The organism is Nonomuraea candida (assembly GCF_000725485.1).
In the GTDB taxonomy this organism is placed as follows: domain Bacteria; phylum Actinomycetota; class Actinomycetes; order Streptosporangiales; family Streptosporangiaceae; genus Nonomuraea; species Nonomuraea candida.
In genome coordinates, this window is sequence record NZ_JOAG01000038.1 from 41,170 (window position 1) to 61,990 (window position 20,821).

Below are 20,821 nucleotides of genomic sequence, written 5' to 3' on the forward strand. Positions count from 1 at the left end.
TCCCGGCCTGGGTCGGGTCGGGGCGGGGATCGGGCGGGTCCGGCCGGAGTCCCGCCACCGGCCTGGAGCCAGGGGCGGGCCCTGGCCCGGAGCCGGGCCGGGGCACGGGCCTCGGTCAGGGGCGCCGCCGGTCGTCGCGGGCCGCCGCCCACACGCCGATCGCGGCGACCAGCACCCCGATCAGGCCGTAGCCGAAGGCCGCCCGGTAACCCGCGACCTGGTCCGCCAGGCCGCCCTGCGGGCCGGTCGTGGCGGCCGCCGCCGCACCCACCAGCACCGCCAGGCCGAAGGCCCCGCCGAGCTGGTCGACCGAGCGCTGCACGCCGGCGGCGACCCCGGCGTCGGCCTCGGTCACGCCGTGCAGGGCCGCGTTCTGCAGCGCGACCAGCCCGACGGCCATGCCGGCCGCGACGGCGACCATGCCGGGGATCACGTCGATCCACAACCTGCCGTCCACGGGCAGCCGGGCCAGCCAGCCGACCCCGGCGGCCGTGCACAGCAGGCCGGCGATGGCGGTGTATTTCATGCCGAGCACCCGGATCAGCCGGGCCACCTGGGTCATGGCCAGCAGCAGCGCCCCGCAGAACGGCAGGAACGCCAGGCCGGACCGCAGCGGGCTCAGGCCCAGCACGTTCTGCAGGTAAAGGGTGCACAGGAAGAACGTCGTCGACAGCGCGGCGCTGAGCAGGACGGTCGCGGCGTTGGCCACCGCGCGGGTGCGCTCGGCGAAGAAGGCCAGTGGCACCAGCGGCTCCCGGGAGCGCGCCTCGACCAGCACGAACAGCGCCAGCGCCGACACCCCGGCGGCCACCGGCAGGGCCACGCCCGGGTCGGTCCACGGCCGGTGGGCGGCCTGGAGGATGCCGTACACCAGGGCGAGCGGGCCGGACGTCAGCAGCACCGCGCCGGCCGCGTCCAGCCGGCCCCGGCTCCCGGGGCCGGCGGAGCGCACCAGCAGGGGCGTCGCCACCAGCACCGCGACGGCCACCGGCAGGTTGACGAAGAAGATCCAGCGCCAGTGCAGCAGCTCGGTCAGCACGCCGGAGAGCAGCACGCCGACGACGAGCCCGCCGCCGGAGATGGCGCCCCAGACGCCCAGCGCTCTGGCGCGCTCGGCGGGCCCGGGGAAGAGCAGGGCGATGAGCGACATCGCGGCGGGGGAGGCCAGCGCCTCACCCACGCCCTGGCCGAAGCGCGCGGCGATCAGCGTGCCGAGATCCGGGGCGACGCCGGCTGCCAGGGAGGCCAGGCCGAAGACGCCGGCGCCGATCAGGAACAGCCGCCGGCGGCCGAGCAGGTCGGCCAGGCGCCCGCCGAGCAGCAGCAGCCCGCCGCCGACCAGCGCGTACCCGTTGACGACCCAGGCCAGCGCGGTGGGGCCGGCGCCGAACTCGGCGCCGATGGAGGGCAGCGCCACGTTCACCACCGTGACGTCCACGGCGATGAGGAACTGCAGGAGTGAGAGCAGGGTCAGGGCCGCCCAGGGGCGGCCGGCCGGAGCGCCGGACCGCCCGAGGGCGCGGCCGGACGCGGAACGTGAAGCCTTCATGCGGAGATCTCCAGGTCAGGCGGCCGTCGGCGACGACCGCCCAGGGGAAAGGGCCACCTGTCGCGCCCCGGGAACGGCGGATCAACCCCAGCGGCGGGAGAGCCGGTGGGGGATCACGCCGTCAGGGGCGCGCCTGGAGTCACTTGGAGAAGACAGCCACGGTCCGGAAGCCTACCAAGACGTCCGGGAGAGCCCGCCCACGCGCCCGAATCCGACCGGATCGCACGCGGCCGCCCCCGGCGGCGGTCCGGCGGCGGGCTCCATGCCGGGACCGGTGGCGGGGCGGGGGCAAATGGGTTGGCGTCGCCGTCCTCGATCTGGTTAGCGTGACTTCGTCATGGTTTCATGGCGTTCGTTCTGCGCCGGGAGGAGGTGACCTCCTCCGGCGTCCGCGAGTTGGCAGATTGGAGATGCGGGATGACGTCTCGGCTCGTCGCGCTCTGTTTCGACGCGAACGACCCGTCCGGCCTCGCGCGCTTCTGGGCGGGAGTGCTGGGCTGGGAGGCGGCCGACGACCCGCACGGCGGCAAGGTGCTCCTGCCGAACGACGACACCGGGTTCCGCATCCGCTGCCGTCCGTCCCAGGAGAAGAAGGTCGGCCAGAACCGGATGCACTTCGACCTGACGAGCACGTCCCTGGAGGACCAGCAGCGCACGGTCGCCAGGGCGCTGGAGCTCGGGGGGCGCCACATCGACATCGGGCAGGGCCCGGAGATCACCCATGTGGTGCTGGCCGACCCCGAGGGCAACGAGTTCTGCGTCATCGAGCCGGGCAACAAGTTCCTGGCCGAGTGCGGCTTCATCGGCGCGCTGGCGTGCGACGGCTCGCAGGAGGTCGGCTACTTCTGGAGCCGGGCGCTGGACTGGCCGCTGATCTGGGACCAGGACGAGGAGACCGGCATCCGTTCGCCGCACGGCGGCCCGAAGGTCACGTGGGGCGGCCCGCCGGTGGCGCCGAAGCACGGCAAGAACCGGCTGCACTTCGACGTCGCCCCGGCCGCCGGCGGCGATCAGGCCGCCGAGGTCGAGCGGCTCGTCTCCCTGGGGGCGACGCGCATCGACATCGGCCAGGGCGAGACCGACTGGGTGGTCATGGCCGACCCCGACGGCAACGAGTTCTGCGTCCTGCCCGCCGCCACGACGTGACGACCGCCTCAGCCGGCGGGGCGGGGGTTCGGGCGGAGGTGGAGTGCCTTCGGGTGCTCACTCGCTCGCGGTGAGCTGGGGGAGGACCTTCTCGCCGAACAGCCGGATCGCGGCGATCACCTCGTCGCGGGGCAGCCCGCCGATGTCGATCAGCACCAGGTGCGCGTCCAGCCCCAGCAGCTTCTGCTGGGCGTTGAGCCGGTCGGCGACCTCGCTGGGATCGCCGCAGATCGCCGCGCCCTCCATCAGCGCGTCGATGTCGATCGCCCGGCCGTCACCGCGCCACGGGCGGGCGAACGCGGCGTACGCCTCCAGGTAGGGCCGCCACCGTTCGCGCGCGCCGTGCTCGGCGACGAACACGTGGCTGGGCAGGGCGACCCGCCCGGGACCGCCCCGCCGGTAGCCGGCCACGACGTCCACGTAGACGCCGGGGTCGCGCAGGGTGCTGGGCAGCATGAGCGGCATCCCCAGCTCGGCGGCGAAGTCCGCGGACGCCGCCGAGCCGCTGCCGACCCACAGCGTCGGGTGCGGCCGCTGCACCGGCCGCGGGGTGGTGGTCACGTCGCGCAGGGGGCTGCGGAACGTGCCGTGCCAGGTGACGTTCTCCTCCTGCAGCAGCTTCAGCAGCAGCCGCAGGTATTCGTGCAGCCGCGGGCGCAGGTCGGAGGGGGCGATGCCGAAGGCGACGTCGGTCTCCTTGGACACGCCGCGGGCCACGATGAGCTCGGCCCGCCCGCCGGACAGCACGTCGAGGGTGGCCAGCTCTTCCGCGACGCGCACGGGGTCGCGGTGGGCCAGCAGGGTGACGCCGGTGGACAGGCGCAGCGTGGTGGTACGGGCCGCGATCGCGGCGAGCAGCAGCTCGGGCGCGGAGACGATGTAGCGGGTGAAGTGGTGCTCGCCGATGGCCACGCCGGTGAACCCGGCTGCTTCGGCCGCCACGGCCTGGTCGATGACGGCGCGGATGCGATCTGACTCGGAGGGCGCTCGCCCCGTGCGTGGATCCGGCAGGTGATCCCCGAGGATCAGCAGGTAGACCTCCACAGGGCAAGACTCTACCCGGGGCGGGCGCGTCCGGCGGGGCGCGCGGCCTTCCCGCGGACGGGCGGCGGACGGGCGGCGGCGCCGGGCTGGCCGCCGCACGGCGCCCGGGTTCACCAGGTGCGCGGGCCGGGCCCGGCCGGGGGCGGGCCCGGGCGGCCGTCCGTGGCGCGCAGGGCGTACAGGTTGCCGTTCGAGCTGCCGACGAGGATGAGGCCGCCGGTCACGACGGGCAGGGTCTGGAACCGGCCGCCCGTGTCGAAGCGCCAGCGGGACGCGCCGGTGGCCGCCTCCAGCGCGTGCAGCGTGCCGCCGTCCTCCCGGGCGAAGACGGTGCCGCCGTGGACCGACACCCGGGCGGTGAGCGGGACGCGCCAGCGTTCGCGCCCGGAGGCGGGGTCGAGGGCGCGCACGTCCCGGCCGCCGGCGTAGAGCACGCCGCGCGACCCGGTCACGCTCCACAGGCCGCTGTCGCCCTCGGTGGTGAGCGTCCAGCGCCGCGTGCCGGAGGCGGCGTCCAGCGCGTGCGTACGCCCGGCGAGATCGCCGAGGTAGACGGTGCCGCCGAGCACGACGGGGTCGTACCGGACGTCGTAGTCGAAGCGGGCGCGCCACCGCGTCCTGCCGGTGGCGGGGTCGAGCGCGGTCACCCTCGTGCCGGTGGAGACGAAGACGCCCGCGCCGGTCGCGGTGAGGTAGTCGGCCGGGGTGGCGTTCGCGGGGCCCAGGCGGGCGCGCCAGCGCAGGGCGCCCGTCCTGGCGTCGAGGGCGGACAACAGCCCTTTGCCGGCCGCCCAGCGGACCTTTCTGGCTGGTCACGTAGACGGTGCCGGCGGCCACGGCCACGTTGCCCAGGTCGCCGGGGGTGCGGAAGCGCCACCGCCGCCTGCCGGTGGCGGCGTCCAGCGCGATGACGTGGGCGAAGCCGACGCCCGCGTAGACGCCGCCGTCCCGGATGACGATGTCCCTGGCGTCGAACCGGTGGTTCCACCGCTCCCGTCCGGTGGCCGCGTCGAGGGCCGCCACGCCGTCGCTCCTGGTGCCGTAGAGCGCGCCGTCCACCAGCGCGGGCGCGGCGGGCCCCGACGTCCAGCGGGTCCGGCCGGTGGTGGCGTCGAGGGCGTACAGGGCGTCGTCGGCGCCGGCGTACACGACGCCGCCGGCCACCACCGGGTCGGCGCGCACGCCTCCCGCGGCGAAATGGGTCCAGGCGCCCGTCCGCTCCGCAGGAGGGACGCGCCGCCCCGGCAGGTAGCGGGCCCTCAGGTTGTCGCGCACCCGGACCGCGGCCAGGCGCAGGGCCAGCCGGGACGGCGACGTCAGCCGGACGATGACCGGCCCCACGTGGACGAGGGCCGCGCCGTGGCTGCCGCCGGGGCCGTGGGCGGTGTAGGAGAAGACGCCGTCCGCCGCCGTGGGGTCGTGGTCGAAGCTCTCGTGCCGCCTGGTCTGCTCGGCCGCGGCGGCGAAGACCTCGCCGGCGTGCGGGGACACCCAGCTCACGGAGAGCGAGACGGTGGCGCCGCCGCTGCGGGACGGCACCCAGTCACAGGTCACCGGCCGGGGCGGCGTGAGCCCGCCCAGGGACCTGCCGCCGGGGTGGGGACGGATGCCGCCGAGGTCGCGCGGGCCGAGCAGGGAGCAGGCGTCCGGCCAGGCGCGCGGGGGGACGCCGCCGAGCGCGACGGGTCCGGTGGGCCGGCCGTAGACCGGGCGGAAGGCGATGACCCGGGTGTCGTTGTGGATGAAGGTCAGGCGTGCGGTCGCCCCGATGAGGTCGGTGACGTGCGGGAGCGGCCGGTCGAGGGGGAACGCGCCGGTGCGCCCGGTGTCCCGGTCGCGCGAGATGAGGAATCCGGGCAGCGGCCACGCGTTGTTCCAGTCGAACCCGGCGGGGCTCTCGGCGTCGGGATGCCCGCCGAGCTCCCGTGGCGGGCTCCAGCGGCCGTCGCCGGCCGGCCACCACGCGGCCTCCTCCAGGCGGGAGGCGGGCAGCGGCGTGCCGTCCTCGGTGAAGAGGAACTCCTCGCCGTCCGCCATCACGATGACGAAGCCCTCCGCCGCCCGGCGGAACCCGAGGGGGACGGGGTCTTCGGCGGTGGGCAGGGTGGTGACGGTGCGGGTCCAGGCCCCGCGCAGCGTGCGCGGGTCGAAGGACTCCAGCCGTACGCGGCCCTGCCCGCAGTGGCTCAGGAGCAGCACGGCGCGGGAGGCGAAGCCGACCTGCGCGTCGCAGCCCATCGCGGCGGCGGCCCGTGCGCGGACGCGGCCGGTGCGCAGGTCGAGCGCGAGCAGCCCGGACTCCTCCTGGTGGACGGCGACGCCGTGCTCGGACACCTCGATGCGCGGCAGGTTGTCCGCCCGCGGTCCCGACGGGGGCAGCACATGCCGCCACAGCGGGGCGCCGGTGGCCAGGTCGTGGCCGTACAGGGTGCGGTCCAGGGAGCCTCGCGGGCTGCCGGCCACGACGAGAGTGCCGGCCGTGGCCCACGCCCAGTCGATGGAGGGGGCGGCGGTGCGCAGGACGCGCCGGACCGCGCCGGTGCCGGGGTCGCGCACGGTCACCGTCCCCTCCGGCATCGCGGTGATCAGGCTGTCGCCGGCCAGGAAGGAGAGGCGGGACGTGTCCGAGGCGGGGACCGACCACGCCTCCTTCCACCCGACGAGCTCCAGCGGCGGCCGCCCGTCGTCGGCGGCGGCGATCGCGGCCGCCACCGCCAGCGCCGTCACGGCCCGCAGGCAACGGGCGATCAGCACGCCCGGCGTCCCTCGCAGGAGACCGGCAGCCAGCCGCCCTGCTGCATCTCCCGGTAGTAGGACCGGTAGCGGGGGGCCTTGCCGCTCAGCCGGAACGGCCCTCCGTCCGGCCCCTTGACCACGACCTGCTCCGTACGGTCGTCCGCCAGCGCCGTGACCACGAGGTCGAACTCGTAGTACGCCTTCCTGCCGGTGAAGCTCAGGCTGAGCGTGACCCGCTCGTCCCGCTTCAGGTCGATCTGCTTCTTCCGGAAGTACGCGGCGCCTTCGCCGGTCGTGAACCGGGGCGCGGCACGGTCGAGGTCGGCGGCCATCTCGACGGTGTCCGTCTCGCCGCCGGTGATGGCGATCAGGCGGGCGCCGTCCGACACCGGCAGGCGGGCGAGGACCCGGGGCGCGATGTCCACGATGCGCAGGCTGCTGCGGTTGCCCGTCAGCACGACGGTGACGTCCATGGCGCCGACCGGGGCCATCCGGTGGCGCGCGAACACCGCCGCGCGCCGCTGGTCCGCGTGGGTGGCCGGCATGATCGCCCGGTCCTCGGGGTCGGTCACCGGTTCGCGCAGGACGAGGTCGCGCTCGGAGTGGTCGACGGCGACGTGGCCGACGGTGATCGGGGCGGTGCCGCGGACCCGTCCGACCGTGTCGGAGCCGTCGCTGTTGTACCAGTCGGTGAACACGACGCCGAACACGGCCAGGATCACGGCCCCGGCGATCCCCGCCAGCCACCCCGCCAGCCCCTGCGGCCGGGCGGGGCCGGCCTCCCCGGCGCTCTCCTGCCGCCGGGCCGGGACGCCGCGGCCGGCCGGGGTGCGCTTGCTCCGGCGCGCTCTGCCCATGGGGACGCTTCCTCCGCCACTGATCGTCGAGACCAGAGTAGGCAGGAGCCCGGACGCGCAGGAGCGGTTTCCGGCTATTCGGCGGGTGCGGCCAGGTGGACGCGGCCAGGTGGACGCGGCCAGGTGGACGCGGCCAGGTGGACGCGGCCAGGTGGACGCGGTCAGGTGGACGCGGTCAGGTGGACGCGGTCAGGTGGACGCGGTCAGGTGGACGCGGTCAGGTGGACGCGGTCAGGTGGACAGGGTGCGGGACGGTCCGGTCGTGTCCCGTCCGGAGGCGCCCTCGGCGAGGGCCTCCAGCTCGATGACCGCCCGGTCGGGGGTCGCCTCGGCGGCGATCTCGGTGGCCAGCCGCTGCGCCTCCCGCCGGAAGGACGCGTCGTGCAGGACCCGCTCCACCGCGCGGCCGATGACCCGGGGCGAGGCGCTCTTGCCGACCATGACCCCGGCCCCGGCGAACTCGACGTGCCGGGCCACCTCAGTCTGGTCGCGCCCGAGCGGCACGCACACCAGGGGGACCCCGGCGGCCAGGGACTTGACGGCCGTCCCGTGGCCGGCGTGCGTGACGGTCACGGCGGCGTGGCGCAGCGCGACGTTGTGCGGCGCGGCCGCGACGACCAGGACGTTGCCGGGCGCGCGGATGCTCGCCGGGGCCACGGCCGGGCCGGTGGTCAGGAGCGCGCGTACGGGCAGCGGCCCGAGCGCGTCGGCGATGCGCTGCAGCACGGCGCCCTGGTCCATGAACGACGAGCTCAGGCTGACCAGCACCAGCGGCGCGTCACCTTCCGGCAGCTCCAGCTCGCGTTCCCCGGCCCAGGCCGGGTCGTCGAGGCGGGCGCCGATGTGGCGCAGCCGCTCGGGGAAGCGCCGGCCGGGGTGGTCGAGCACCCGGGGGGAGAGCACGAGCAGCCGGTCGGCCCGGTCGAACGCGTCCATCACCGACGTCAGCGGCGGCAGGCCGTGCGCGGCGCGGGCCGCGTTGAGCGCGGGCAGCCCCTTCACCCAGGGCCTGCTCATCATCGGGAGCAGCATCCGGTCGCGCAGCCGCCCCAGCACGCCGGTGGCGGGGGCGAGGCCGAGACCGGGCGGCGGCGCTCCCGGGGTCGGGAACGGGTAGAGCGTCGTCACCAGCGAGGCCGTGGGAACCCCCGCCGCCTCGGCGGCGGTGAGCACGCCGAGCAGCATGTGCTCGGCGACCACCACGTCGGCCGGGCGGGCCCGCAGCTCGGCCAGCGTGTCGCGGGCGTAGTCGGCCGCGGGCCCGCAGACGATGCGGTCGCGCAGCCGGGTGAACGCGCCGATCGGCGTGCGGGCCTCGAAGTCCTTGATGACGTCCTTGGCCGGGTCGGCGGAGTCGCCCTGGGGGGCCGTGGTCCAGGCGATCGGCTCCGCGCCGACGGCGGTGACCTCGTCGTGCAGGGACCTGTCGGCCAGCACCCGGACGTCGTGGCCGCGTTCGAGCAGCGCACGGGCGACCGACAGCACGGGGGGCACCGCTCCGCCGCCGGACCAGGTGGCGAACAGGAAGTTCTTACGCATCGTGTCTCTTTCGGGGGTCGATCGAGGTCAGCAGGTCGCGCATGGCGCGTTCGGCCTCCTGGCGCGACAGGCCGAGGTCGCGCCGCCACAACTTCCACAGGTAGATGTCGGTGGCGGCGTAGTGCAGGTGCAGGGCGTGCTCGCGCTCGGGGCCGGCGGCCGGGAGCCGGTCGGCGAAGACCTGCTCCAGCCAGGCCCGGTGCTGGACGCGCGCGTGCGCGGCCGCCCGGGCGAACGCGGGGACCCGGTCGATCTGCGCGGTGTAGAGCGCGTTGGCGTCACCGTGCCGCTCGTAGTCCTCGAACAGCACGGCCACGATCGCCGCCACGTCGCCGGTGGGCGCCTGGCGGTTGAGCGCCGCTTGCGAGGCCGCCACGTCGGCGAGGGCGTCGGCCAGCTCTTCCTTGCCGCCGAAGTGGTTGACGACCGTCTGCACGGAGACGCCCGCCTCGTCGGCGATGTGCTGCAGCGTGACGTCGTCGTACCAGCGCCGCGTCCACAACGCGGCCGCTGCCGCCATCACGCGATTACGGGTGGCCTCCATGGCCGCGGCCCGAGCGCCCATCCGGTACGGACGCCTGGCCTCCTTTTCCATGGAGTCATAGTTATATTCATTTGAGTCGCAAGTCAAGCGAAAACGCCGCCACCCGGCGCCCGGGCGGCGGCGTCCGTCCGCCGGCCCGCCGGTGGGGCGGGTCAGCCGTCCGCCTCCCAGACCGGGCGGATCTCGATGCCCGCGCCCATCGGGCAGCGCCGCGCGATCTCCTCCGCCTCGTCGAGATCCGCGCATTCCACCAGGTAGAACCCGGCCAGGTCCTGGCGCAGCGGCACGAACGGCCCGTCGGCCGCCACCGGCCCGTCCGTGCCGGCCCGCAGCGACCTGGCCTCCTTCGCCGGCTTGAACGCCTCTCCCGAGAACGCCACGCCCCGCTCCCGCAGGTATCGGGCGAACGCCGCGTGCTCGGCCAGCGCCGCCCCCATCTCCTCCTCCGAGACCGAGTCCCAGTACCCCTCGGCGTCGAACAGCAGCAGTGCGACCTTCATCGTTCCTCCTCCTTCTGGCACACGCCTCACAGGTACGACGAACGGGCGCCGCCCGGAAGGACCGGGTCCCCGTCACCCCGCGGCCTTCTATACATCGAGCGTATACCTCGGGTATATAGTGATCGTCCATGACAGTCCCCCTGGCCCTGCTGGGCCTCCTGGACCGCGAGCCCAGCTACGGCTACGACCTGAAACGCGCCTACGACACCTACTTCGGCAGGGGCAGGCCGCTCCCCTTCGGGCAGGTCTACTCCACGCTCGGCCGCCTGGCCAGGGACGGCAAGGTCACGGCCGGCCAGAGCGAGCCGGGCGACGGCCCCGACCGCAAGCGCTACGCCATCACCACCCTCGGCAAGCAGGAGGTGGAGGCGTGGCTGGCCGAGCCCGTGGCGGCCGAGCCGTTCCTGCAGACGGTGCTGTTCACGAAGGTCGTGCTGGCCCTGATGCTGGGCCACGACGCGCAGGGCTACCTCGACACCCAGCGCGCCACGCACATGCGGCGCATGCGCGAGCTGTCGGAGATCAAGCGCGGCGGCGCCCTCGTGGACACCCTGCTGGCCGACCACGCCCTGTTCCACCTGGAGGCGGACCTGCGCTGGATCGACGTGACCACGGCCCGGCTGGGCGCGCTGGCGGAAATGGTGCGGCAGCCATGACCGTCGACGCCCTGCCCGTGCCGGGCCCGCTGCTGGAGGCCCGTTCCATCGACCGCTCCTACGGCCGCACGCAGGCGCTGCGCGCGGCGAGCCTGGCCGTGACGGCGGGAGAGGTGCTGGCGATCATGGGCCCGAGCGGCTCCGGCAAGTCCACGCTGCTGCACTGCCTGGCGGGCATCTTCACGCCCGACGCGGGCGAGGTCTGGTTCGACGGGCGGCGGCTGGACCTGCTGAGCGACGCCAGGCGCTCCGAGCTGCGCCGCACCGCGTTCGGCTTCGTCTTCCAGTTCGGCCAGCTCGTGCCCGAGCTCACGGCCGCCGACAACGTCGCCCTGCCGCTGCTGCTAGGCAAGGCCCGGCGCAAGCCGGCCTACCGGCGCGCGGCCGAGCTCCTGCGCCGGCTGGAGCTGGCGGAGCTGAGCGGGCGGCGCACCGGCGAGCTGTCCGGCGGGCAGGCGCAGCGGGTGGCGATCGCCAGGGCGCTGGTGACGCGCCCCAAGGTGATCTTCGCGGACGAGCCCACCGGCGCGCTCGACTCGCTCACCGGCGAGAAGGTCATGGAGCTGCTCGTCGGCCTGGCCCGCCAGGAGGGCACGACCGTGATCGTGGTGACCCACGACGCCCGCGTCGCCGCCTGCGCCGACCGGGAGGTCATGGTGCGCGACGGCAAGGTCACCGACCCTTACGCCACCGACCCCTATGCCGCCGGGGCCGTCCGATGACGCTGTGGCTGGGCCTGCGGCTGGCGCTGCGCGGCGGCCGGGAGGCGGCCGTCCGGCTGGTGCTCGTCGGCTGCGCCGTCGCCCTGGGGGTGGCGGTGCTGCTGTCCACCGTGTCGCTGTTCAACGCCTTCCAGGCCACCGCGGGCCGCCCGTGCTGGGAGTGCACGACCGGCTCCGCGCCCGGCGGCTGGGCCCTGGGCGCCACCCCGGGCGCGGTGTTGTGGAACTACCGCCAGGACTCCTACGCGGGCCGCCCGATCAAGCGGCTCGACGTCGCCGTCCTCGACGCGGGCACGCCCGCGCCGGCCCTGCCCGGCCTTGCCGCGCTGCCCGGCGCGGGCCGGCACTACGTCTCGCCCGCGCTCGCCGCGCTGATGGACGCCGTGCCGCGCGAGCAGCTCGCCGCCCGCTTCCCCGGCGACCGCGCCGGCCTGGTCGGGCGGGCGGCGCTGGCCGGCCCCGACGACCTGGTCGCCGTCGTCGGCCACACCCCCGGCGAGCTGGCCGCGCTGGCCGGCACGGCGGCCGTCGACACCGTCGCCACCACCCCCGCCACGGACGACACCACGGCCCTGTACGAGCACGGCTTCGGCATCGCCGCCATCGGCCTGATCTTCCCGCTGGTCGTCCTCGTCGGCACGGCCACGCGCCTGGCCGCCGCCCGCCGCGAGGCGCGCTTCGCGGCGATCAGGCTGGCGGGCGCCACCGCGCGCCAGATCAACGTGATCGCCTCGGTGGACGCGGCGCTCGGCGCGCTGCTGGGCGCGCTGGCCGGCATCGCGCTCTTCCAGGCGCTGCGGCCGGCCGTGGCCGGCGTCGCCGTCACCGGCTCCCGCTTCTTCCCCGACGTGGTCGCGCCCACCGCGCCGCAGTACGCCGCCGTGGTCGCGGGCGTGCCGCTCGCCGCCGCCGGCGCCGCCCTGTGGTCGCTGCGCCGGGTGCGGATCACGCCGCTCGGCGCGGCGCGCAGGGTGCGGGCCTCCACCCCGGGCTGGTGGCGGGTGCTCCCGCTGCTGGCGGGGCTGGGGCTGTTCGCGGGCCCGGCGTTCGCCGGCGGAGACGACCCCGACGCGCTGCTCGTCGACGCCGGCCTGGTCCTGATCATGGCCGGCCTGGTGGTGGCCGGGCCGTGGCTGACGCTGCTGGCCGCCCGGCTGACCGCCCGGGTCACGTCCGGCGCGGCGACGCTGCTGGCCGCGCAGCGGCTGGCGGCCGACCCGAAGGGCGCCTTCCGCTCGGTGAACGGCATCGTGCTGGCGGTCTTCATCGGCACGGCCGTCGCCGGCATCGTCCCCGCCGTCGTCTCGGGCCAGGACGCGGCGGGCGGCGGCACGCTGAGCGGGGTCATGCGGGCCTCGTTCGGGTACGCCGACGCCGCCGGCGGCCTGCCCCTGCCGCCCGCCACGGCCGGCGAGCTGCTCGCCGACCTGCGCGCCCGGCCCGGCGCCACCGTGCTGCCGATCTACCGCAGGCCCGATACGCCGCCCCCGCCCGACGGGCCGCCGCCGTGCGATCCGGGCCCCGGCTGCCGGCTCGACTTCCTGCTCGGGCACGTGGTCGAGTGCGCCGCCCTGGCCGGCTTCCCGGCGCTCGGCCGGTGCCCGGAGGGCGCCCGGGCGGTGACGGCCGACTTCAACCGGCTGCTCTCCGGCGACAACCTGCTCTCCATCGACCGCAACCTCCCGGTCGTGGGCCCGGACAGCCCCGCCGGCCCCGACAGCCACGCTGCTCCCGGCAACCCCGCCGGCTCCGACAGCCCGGCCGCCGGCGCCCCCGGGAAGGACGCCCGGGCCGGGCTGCCCCTGGCGGCGGTGCTGATCCGGGCGGACGACCCGGCCGTCCGGGAGCGGATCCGCACCCTGCTCACCCCGTACGTCGCCCGCTCCGGCAGCGCCGAGACGCCGCAGACGTTCGCCGAGGTCGCCCGCACCCGCGCGGTGCTGCTGGAGCAGGGGGAGCGGGTGGCGCTGGCCATCGTCGCGCTGACCCTGCTGGTGGCCGGGTGCGGCCTGCTGGTGGCGGTGGCCGGCGGCGTGGTCGAGCGCAGGCAGCCGTTCACGCTGCTGCGGCTGTGCGGCACGCCCACCCGGACCCTGTCCAGGGTGGTGCTGCTGGAGACGGCGGCCCCCGTGCTGCTGGCCGCCGTCGTGGCGGCGGCCGCCGGGTTCGGTGTGGCCGGGCCGGTGATCGACCAGCTCGCCATCAAGAGCGCGCCGCCGGCGCTGCCGGGCCCCGTCTACTTCCTGACCGTCGGCGGCGGGCTGCTGGCCGCCCTGCTGGTGATCCTCGCCGGCCTGCCGCTGCTCAAGCGCGTGACCTCACCCGACCACGCCCGCTTCGAATAGGACACACTCGATGATCGTGACCTGGGCCCGGCGGCTCGCCGCGCCGCTCGTGGCCGCCCTGGCCGGCGCCCTCCTGGTGGCGCCCGCGCCGGCGCAGGCCGCCGCCGGCCGCTACGCCGCCGACATCAGGCGCACCGAGTACGGCATCCCGCACATCCTGGCCAAGGACCACGGCGGTCTCGGCTACGGCTACGGCTACGCCTTCGCGCAGGACAACCTCTGCGTCATGGCCTCCTGGGCGCTCACCCTGCGCGGCGAGCGGTCCCGCCACTTCGGCGCGGAGGCGATGTCGGACGACGCCATCGACCCGATCCCCAACCTGGCCAGCGACGTCTACTACAAGAGCATCCAGGCCTCGGGCGTGCTGCGCCGGGTGCTGGTCCGCCCCGCGCCGCACGGCCCCAGCGCGCGGCTGCGCGCGCTCGTGGACGGCTACGTCGCCGGGTTCAACCGCTACCTGAGCGAGACGGGCGTGGCCCGGCTGCCCGACCCGGCCTGCCGGGGCAAGGCGTGGGTCGGCCCCATCACGGCCACGGACGTCTGGACGAACCTGCTCGACCTGGGCCGCATGGGCGGCAGCTCCTCGTTCAAGGAGGCCATCGCCGCCTCCGGGCAGGCGCGGGAGAACCCGGACGGGGACGGGCCGGGCCGGCCGTCCAGGAGGGCCGCGGCCAGGACGGTCCCCGCCCCCGGCAGCAACGCCTTCGCCCTGGGCCGCGAGGCCACCCGCGGCGGCCATGGCATGCTGCTGGCCGACCCGCACTTCCCGTGGAACGGCAGCTGCCGCTTCTACCAGGTCCACCTGACCATCCCCGGCGTGCTCGACGTGTCCGGCGGCAGCCTGTACGGCACCCCCATGGTCCAGATCGGCCACAACGCGAGCCTGGCCTGGACGCACACGGTCTCCCACGCCCAGCGCTTCACCCTGTACCGGCTGGAGCTGGCGCCGGGGCAGCGCACCGCGTACCTGGTGGACGGCCGGCCCGAGCCGATGGGCCGGCAGGAGGTGCCGGTCACCGTCAGGGACGCCGGCGGCGCGACCCGCGCCGTCACCACCACCCTCTACACCTCCCGGTACGGCCCCGTGCTGGCCACCGGCTGGACGGACCGGACGGCGATCGCCCTGGCCGACGCCAACGCCGCCCAGCTGCGCTTCGCCGACGAATGGCTGGCCATGGGCGCCGCCCGCGACCTGGCCGGGCTGCGCCGGGCGCAGGAGACCCACCAGGGCATGCCCTTCGTCTACACGCTCGCCGCGGACGCCGGCGGCCGGGCGTACTTCGCCGACGCCTCGGTCGTCCCGCACGTCACCGACGAGCGGGCCCGGCGCTGCCGCGTCCAGGACGGCCCCGAGCCGCTCGTCCTGGACGGCTCCACCTCGGACTGCCTGTGGGGCAGGGACGCGGACGCGATCGTGCCGGGCATCTTCGGCCCCGCCGCGCAGCCCCGCCTGACCCGCGCCGACTACGTGGCCAACGCCAACGCCGACCCCTGGCTGACCAACCCGGAGGCGCCGCTCACCGGCTATCCGCGCGTCTTCGGCGACACCCGTACCGAACGGGACCTGCGCACCCGGGTCGGTCTCGACATGATCGCCCGGCGGCTGTCCGGCGACGACGGGCTCGGCGAGCCCGGCTTCACGCTGGAGACCCTGCAGCGCACGGCCACCGGCAAGCGCAACCTGAGCGCCGAGCTGCTCCGCCCCGGCCTGCGGGCGCTGTGCCGGGCCGAGCCCGTGATGACGGCGAGCGACGGCGCGCAGGTCGACGTCCGCCGGGCCTGCGCGGTGCTGGCGGCCTGGGACGGGCGGGCCGGCCTGGACAGCCGCGGCGCGATCCTGTGGCGGGAGTTCTTCCTGGGCCTGCACCGCCCGCACCGGCGGGCCGACGGCGCGGTCGCCCCGCCGAAGCCCTGGTGGAAGGCGCCGTTCGAGGCCGAGCGGCCGCTCACCACGCCGCGCGGGCTCGACGCCGCCAACCCGATCGTGGCGACCGCGCTGGCCGACGCCGTGCGCTTCTTCACGGCCAACGACCTGCCGCTGACGCTCACGCCGGGGCAGGCCCAGCGGTACGGCGGCGTCCCGGTGCCGGGCTGCACCGAGGGGGAGGGCTGCTTCGACCGCATCCGCACCGGTGGCGAGCTGGGCGAGGACGGCCGCTATCCGGACGTCGGCACCGGCTCCAGCTTCCTGATGGCCGTGGAGCTGACGCCGGCCGGGCCGCGGGCCCGGACCGTGCTGACGTACTCGCTGTCGGCCAACGCCGCCTCGCCGCACCACACCGACCAGACCGAGCTGTTCGCGCGCGGCCAGTGGGTGACGGGGCGGTTCGCCGAGGCCGAGATCAGGGCGTATCCCGGGCTGACGACCACGTCCTTGCGGTGAACCCGGCCGAGCCGCCGAGCACAGTACGACCCGATGCCTTGTCGCGCAAGGTATCGGGTCGTACTGTGGTGTCATGTCCGAGGACACCGAGGCGCCACCGGGATCGGCGGCGATCGCTCGCCTGCGCCGCGAGCTGGCCCGCGGCACGACCGAGCTGGCCGTGCTGTCCGTTCTCGGCGTACGCCGCCGATACGGCTACGAGCTGCTGAAAGTGCTGCGGGAAACGGGCGAGGGAGTCCTGGAGGTCAAGGAGGGCACGCTCTATCCGCTGCTGCACCGGCTGGAGGACTCCGGCCACATCCTGGCCACCTGGGAAGTGGAGGGGCGGGCCAGGCCGCGCAAGTACTACGTCATCACTCCGGAGGGTCGCACCTACCTCACCATGCTGCGCACGGAATGGAGCGGCCTGGTCGACGGCATGCGACAGCTCCTCGACGCACTTGGTGAGGTGCGGGAATGAGCAACGAGCAAGAGATCATCGACGATTACACCGAGCGGGTCGGGCGCCACCTCATGGGCCCGGCGCGGGACAGGGCGAAGGCGGAGCTCGGCGCGCACCTGTCCGACGCGGCCGAGGCGGGCGAGCTGGACCACGCCCTGAGCCGGCTCGGCCCGCCGAAGGAGGCCGCGGCCACCTTCGCCGACTTACGCGCCGCGCCGCCCGCCCCCATGGACGCGCGGCTGGTCGCGGTCGTGATCGACAACCTGCCGCTCGCCGGCGTCACGATCGCGATGCTGGTGCGGGGCGTCTTCCGGATCGCCGAGCTGGGGAGCGGCTTCGCGCTGGCGTTCCCGCCCTTCCTGTACTTCGAGATCGGCGAAGGGTGCGTGAGCGTCGGGCCCGTGCACTGCGACGCCGACGTCTACGACTACGCGGGGCTCCTCTACAGCCTCGGCGTGCCGCTCGCCCTGCTCTGGTCGATCGTCGGGCTGGGCCTGGTGGAGGCGTGGACCGGCGCCACCCCGGGCAAGCGCCTGATGCGGCTGCGCGTCGTGACCGAGGCGGGGCTGCGCGTCCACCCGGTCAGCGGCGTCGTACGCCGGCTCAGCCTGGTGCTGGGACCGGCCGCCTGGCTGGACTGGCTGCCCGTCGTGTGGGGGGACCGGCGCCGGGTGCTCGACCACCTGACCGAGACCAAGGTCGTGCGGGCGGCCCGTTGAGCCCCGCTGCCGCCGTCAGCCCACCTTGCGCAGCCTGACGGCCCGCCTGAGGAAGACGACGCCGTCGATGGCGGCGAGCCCGGCCGGGTCCAGCGGGAAATAGGCGAAGTCGCGCGAGACGCGCGGAGCGGCATCGGCGACGGCCCCGGCCAGGCGGCGGGCGTCGACCAGGGCGTGCTCCCACGGGAGCGTGGACAGGACGCCCTCGACGGTGTCCGGGGCCGGGACGTCCTCGCCGGCCGTGCCGAGGGCCGAGGCCAGGAAGGCGTACCGGTCGCCCAGGTGGGTCGCGGTGAGCGCGCCCGCGCTCCACCACTCCAGCACCTGGTCGCCGAAGGCCATGGAGCTCCTGCCGCGCTGCAGGTGGAGGTTGGAGGAAAAGACCAGGGCCGGGCCGTGCTCGGCGACGGCACGCAGGTTCGCGGCCATCATCGCGTCCCGCAGGGCCGACAGCCGGCTCCACCGGGCGGGGGAGTCGTCGGCCATCCCGTGGTGGTAGCGGAGCAGGCCGACGGCGGTGCGCGCGTACAGTTCGGCCCGTTCCCTGTCGGCCGCGCTCAGCCGCGGCGCCTGCGTCTCCAGCAGCGCCACCAGGTCGTCGGCGATCACGCGCAGCCGCTGCGCCTCCTCCGACCGGCCGATCGACCGGGCCGGATCCATCGCCGCCGCCTCGTCGGACCACCGCTCGTCCGGGCCGAGCAGCGTGTCGAGGGTCTCCAGGGTGCAGGGGAGCGGGCCGTCGAGGAGCGCGTGCAGGGCGGTGAGCGCCTGGCGCGGGCTGGCCGCCCAGTACTCCAGCGGGCCGTCGAACCCGAAGAACCTCAGCTTCTCCTCGTGCTCCTCGTTGTACGCCCGCATCCAGCGCACGAGCTCCCGGTTGGCCGCCGACTCCCCGAACCGGTGGCTGAAACCGCGCTCCATGACGTCGTCGAGCGCGCCCTTGCCCGTCGCGAGGTAGTCGTCCACCACCAGCCCCATGAGGCAGTCGCTCTCGATCGCGAACGACCGGTAGCCCTCGTGCTCGACCAGGTGCCGGAAGATCTCGTTGCGCACCTCGCCCAGCTCCTCCACGAAGTGCCTGGCCTCGCCCAGCCCGAGCAGCAGGGGCCGGGCGGGCAGCGCCCGGAGAAACGCCGAGACGCCCGCACCGTCGAGCGGACGGGCCATGTCCTTGATGTCCATGCCCTCAACGGTATCGTTGAACCTCCGATGTAAACTTTGCCGACCAGCTCCCTGATTCGCCGCGCCGGACTTTCAAACGTGGGTTTATGACCGGGCGGTCGGCCGGGAAGAGCCGGCGCCCTGCCGGCCCGGCCGTCACCTGCCGGTGTGCGTCTCCTGCGCTTGCGCCGTCGCGCCCAGGACCGGGTCAGGGCGGGCCGAGGACGTCCGGGGTGATCAGGGCGCGGGCGGAGGCGGCGAAGTAGTCGCCGGGGGCGTTCTCGGTGAGACCGAGGACGACACCTTGGCTGAGGCCGACCAGGAGCGCGCGCAGCGCCGTGGCCAGGCGTCGCGCCTGGCGCGCGGTCAGCGCGTGCCCGTCATGGAGCCTGCCGGACAGCAGCGCGGCCAGGCGTTCTTCGTGCGCCCGGACGGAGGCGGCCAGCCTGGGCGCCAGCTCGGGGTCACGCAGCGCCAGATCCTGCAGGCTGATCTCGAACGACAGGTGGCGCAACGCGTCGGGGTCGTCGCACAGGCGGCGGTAGTGGCGGGCGAAGACCTCCACCGCCTCGGCGAGGCCCATGCCGGCGGGGACGGCCTGCTCGACGCCGTCGTAGTGGGGGCCGAGGCAGTCGGTGACCAGGGCGACGAGCAGGCCGTTCTTGCTGCCGAACAGCGAGTAGACGGCGCCGGTGGTCAGGCCGGCCCGCTCGGCGATCTCCTCCAGCCTGGCCCGGTGGCCGTCGCGGGCGACGATCAGGCGCGCGGCGGCCAGCAGGGCCCGCCGGTTATGCTCCTTGGCCTCGGCCCTTGTCATTCTCATAATCCGATTATTACCGTAATCTCATTATGAATGTTGCCGAATACCTGGGCCGGGTTCCCCGCCGTGCCGCGTTCCCCTCCGTCGACGCGCTCCAGGCCGAGCTGCGGGAGCGGGCGGCCGCCCGCCCCGGCCTGGTCCGGTCGCGGCGCATCGGGACCTCGCGGCTGGGCGAGCCGCTGCACGCCGTCACGGTCGGCGAGGGGCCGGCGGACGCGGTGGTCATCGCCGGGCCGCACCCCAACGAGCCCGTCGGCTCCCTGACCGTCCTCGCGCTGCTCGACCTGCTCTGCGAGGAGCCCGCGCTCCGGGCGGAGCTGGGCCTTCGCTGGCACATCGTGGCCTGCGCGGACCCGGACGGCGCCCGGCTGAACGAGGGCTGGTACGGCAGACCGGCCGACCGCCGCGCCTACGCCACGCACTTCTACCGCCCCGACCTGGCCGACCAGGTCGAATGGACCTTCCCCCTGGCCACGGCCGGCTACCGCTTCGACCGCCCGCTGCCGGAGACGCGGGCGCTGATGCGCCTCATGGACGAGGTGCGCCCGTCGCTGGTCTGCTCCCTGCACAACGGCGAGTACCAGGGCGCGTTCTTCTACCTCAACCGCCACGATGCGGCGCTGGCGCGGCGGCTGGCCGCCCTGCCCGGTCTGGAAGGTCTCCCGCTGCACCATGGCGAGCCGGAGTTGCCCGGCGCCGCACCGATCGTCCCCGCCGTCCACCTGACCCCGCCCGGGTCGCGGGTGGGCAGGGCCTTCGGCGCGGGCGGCAGCAGCGCCGACTACGCGGCCGCGTTCGGCGCGCTGCATCTGGTCACCGAGGTGCCGGCCTGGGCCGACGTCCGCGTGGCCGACCGGAGCCCCGCCGGCCGCGCCTACGGGCAGGTCCTCGCCGAGGGGGCGGCGGCCCGGCGCGAGCTGATCGGCACGATCGAGGCGGGCATGCGCGCCGTCGCCGCCGACCTGAGCGTGCGCTCGCCGTTCCGCCGCTCGACCGAGAACACGCTGGAGACCTACCGCAGGCTCGGCGAACTGGAGGAGGAGCCTCTGCCCGACCCCGGCCGCCCGGCCACGGTCGCCGAGGAGTTCGGCCACCGCCAGCTGCTGCACCTGATGCGGCTGCGCCTGCTCGGGACGTTCCTGCGCCTGCTCGACGCGGAGATCGCCGCCGGCAACCTGACGCCGGCCATCCGCGAGCGGCGACGGCTGCTCGCCGCGCAGTTCGAGACGTGGTACGGCCAGGCCGAGGCGGACCCGCCCGGCCGGCCGGTCGAGCCGCGCAGGTCGGCCGCCGTCCAGCTGGGCGCCGTCCTGACCGCCGCCCACCACCTGGCGGCACGGACGGCACGCTGACCGAAGGCAGCGCGGACGGCACGAAGGACCGCACCGTCTACGACGGCAAGGCCACGTACTACTCCGGCGCCCTGGCCGGAGAGCTGCCCAAGGGCAAGACGTGGCTCAAGGTGGCGGGCGGCGGCGGCATGCCCAGCGAGTACGACCAGGTGCTCAACCCCACCGAGCCCGCCACGCTGTCGGCGTTGCTCAAGAAGGGCGGCAGGAGCGGCAACACGGTCACCGGCACGATCACCTTCAGGGACCTGCGCCAGGTGTCGGCCTGGTTCTCCCGCTCCGACCTGCGCTCCTGGGCCTCGGACACCG

17 protein-coding genes and 1 pseudogene are annotated in these 20,821 nt (G+C 75.2%); 8 read left to right on the plus strand and 10 right to left on the minus strand.

Going from position 1 to position 20,821, the window contains the following annotated elements; all coding sequences use genetic code 11:
* Nucleotides 1–115: 115 nt before the first annotated feature.
* Complete coding sequence (locus tag IO39_RS31985) at nt 116–1,549, minus strand: DHA2 family efflux MFS transporter permease subunit (protein WP_052423625.1); 1,434 nt, start codon at nt 1,547–1,549, stop codon at nt 116–118.
* Nucleotides 1,550–1,966: 417 nt separating this feature from the next.
* On the opposite strand from IO39_RS31985, the gene IO39_RS31990 reads away from it, so the two are divergent.
* Nucleotides 1,967–2,695, plus strand: a complete 729-nt coding sequence (locus tag IO39_RS31990; protein ID WP_043630841.1) for a VOC family protein — start codon at nt 1,967–1,969, stop codon at nt 2,693–2,695.
* A gap of 57 nt (nt 2,696–2,752) precedes the next feature.
* Here IO39_RS31990 and IO39_RS59695 read toward each other — a convergent pair whose 3' ends face one another.
* The 7 genes and pseudogenes from IO39_RS59695 to IO39_RS32015 form a co-directional block, all read right to left on the minus strand.
* Nucleotides 2,753–3,853 carry an LLM class flavin-dependent oxidoreductase gene (locus IO39_RS59695; RefSeq protein WP_369332895.1) on the minus strand — a complete coding sequence of 367 codons (1,101 nt, stop codon included), beginning with the start codon at nt 3,851–3,853 and terminating at the stop codon, nt 2,753–2,755.
* The gene (locus tag IO39_RS59700; protein ID WP_369332896.1) at nt 3,850–4,512 is read right to left on the minus strand and encodes a PQQ-binding-like beta-propeller repeat protein; all 663 of its coding nucleotides are present in this window, start codon (nt 4,510–4,512) and stop codon (nt 3,850–3,852) included. The genes IO39_RS59695 and IO39_RS59700 overlap by 4 nt, the downstream gene beginning before the upstream one ends.
* A gap of 37 nt (nt 4,513–4,549) precedes the next feature.
* Nucleotides 4,550–6,493, minus strand: a pseudogene (locus tag IO39_RS59705) (outer membrane protein assembly factor BamB family protein); the annotation flags it as partial.
* Nucleotides 6,487–7,332 carry a hypothetical protein gene (locus IO39_RS56195; RefSeq protein WP_043630843.1) on the minus strand — a complete coding sequence of 282 codons (846 nt, stop codon included), beginning with the start codon at nt 7,330–7,332 and terminating at the stop codon, nt 6,487–6,489. The gene IO39_RS56195 and the pseudogene IO39_RS59705, both read right to left, overlap by 7 nt.
* A gap of 231 nt (nt 7,333–7,563) precedes the next feature.
* On the minus strand, nt 7,564–8,871 hold the full coding sequence (locus IO39_RS32005) for a glycosyltransferase (protein WP_043630845.1): 1,308 nt from the start codon (nt 8,869–8,871) through the stop codon (nt 7,564–7,566).
* A complete protein-coding gene (locus IO39_RS32010) occupies nt 8,864–9,466 on the minus strand; it encodes a TetR/AcrR family transcriptional regulator (RefSeq protein ID WP_052423626.1) in 603 nt (200 codons plus the stop codon). Before IO39_RS32010 ends, IO39_RS32005 begins: the two co-directional genes overlap by 8 nt.
* Nucleotides 9,467–9,567: 101 nt before the next feature.
* Nucleotides 9,568–9,915, minus strand: a complete 348-nt coding sequence (locus IO39_RS32015) for a YciI family protein (protein ID WP_043630847.1) — start codon at nt 9,913–9,915, stop codon at nt 9,568–9,570.
* Between the two features lie 128 nt (nt 9,916–10,043).
* Here IO39_RS32015 and IO39_RS32020 point away from each other — a divergent pair, with 128 nt between their 5' ends.
* The 6 genes from IO39_RS32020 (at nt 10,044) to IO39_RS32045 (ending at nt 17,182) form a co-directional block, all read left to right on the plus strand.
* Nucleotides 10,044–10,571 carry a PadR family transcriptional regulator gene (locus IO39_RS32020; protein WP_043630849.1) on the plus strand — a complete coding sequence of 176 codons (528 nt, stop codon included), beginning with the start codon at nt 10,044–10,046 and terminating at the stop codon, nt 10,569–10,571.
* Nucleotides 10,568–11,293 (plus strand): ABC transporter ATP-binding protein, encoded by a 726-nt coding sequence (locus tag IO39_RS32025; RefSeq protein WP_043630851.1) that lies wholly within the window; start codon nt 10,568–10,570, stop codon nt 11,291–11,293. Before IO39_RS32020 ends, IO39_RS32025 begins: the two co-directional genes overlap by 4 nt.
* A complete protein-coding gene (locus tag IO39_RS32030; RefSeq protein WP_043630853.1) occupies nt 11,290–13,638 on the plus strand; it encodes an FtsX-like permease family protein in 2,349 nt (782 codons plus the stop codon). Before IO39_RS32025 ends, IO39_RS32030 begins: the two co-directional genes overlap by 4 nt.
* Nucleotides 13,639–13,648: 10 nt before the next feature.
* Nucleotides 13,649–16,021 (plus strand): penicillin acylase family protein, encoded by a 2,373-nt coding sequence (locus tag IO39_RS32035; RefSeq protein WP_043630855.1) that lies wholly within the window; start codon nt 13,649–13,651, stop codon nt 16,019–16,021.
* Nucleotides 16,022–16,094: 73 nt separating this feature from the next.
* Nucleotides 16,095–16,481 (plus strand): PadR family transcriptional regulator, encoded by a 387-nt coding sequence (locus IO39_RS32040; RefSeq protein ID WP_052423627.1) that lies wholly within the window; start codon nt 16,095–16,097, stop codon nt 16,479–16,481.
* Complete coding sequence (locus IO39_RS32045; protein ID WP_043630857.1) at nt 16,478–17,182, plus strand: RDD family protein; 705 nt, start codon at nt 16,478–16,480, stop codon at nt 17,180–17,182. The genes IO39_RS32040 and IO39_RS32045 overlap by 4 nt, the downstream gene beginning before the upstream one ends.
* Before the next feature lie 15 nt (nt 17,183–17,197).
* On the opposite strand, the gene IO39_RS32050 is transcribed toward IO39_RS32045, so the two are convergent.
* Nucleotides 17,198–18,364 (minus strand): erythromycin esterase family protein, encoded by a 1,167-nt coding sequence (locus IO39_RS32050; protein ID WP_043630860.1) that lies wholly within the window; start codon nt 18,362–18,364, stop codon nt 17,198–17,200.
* Nucleotides 18,365–18,551: 187 nt separating this feature from the next.
* Complete coding sequence (locus IO39_RS32055) at nt 18,552–19,166, minus strand: TetR/AcrR family transcriptional regulator (RefSeq protein ID WP_245642423.1); 615 nt, start codon at nt 19,164–19,166, stop codon at nt 18,552–18,554.
* A 26-nt stretch (nt 19,167–19,192) separates the two neighbouring features.
* Between IO39_RS32055 and IO39_RS32060 the strand changes: the two genes are divergently transcribed.
* Nucleotides 19,193–20,515, plus strand: a complete 1,323-nt coding sequence (locus tag IO39_RS32060) for a M14 family zinc carboxypeptidase (protein WP_043630863.1) — start codon at nt 19,193–19,195, stop codon at nt 20,513–20,515.
* Nucleotides 20,516–20,821 lie beyond the last annotated feature (306 nt).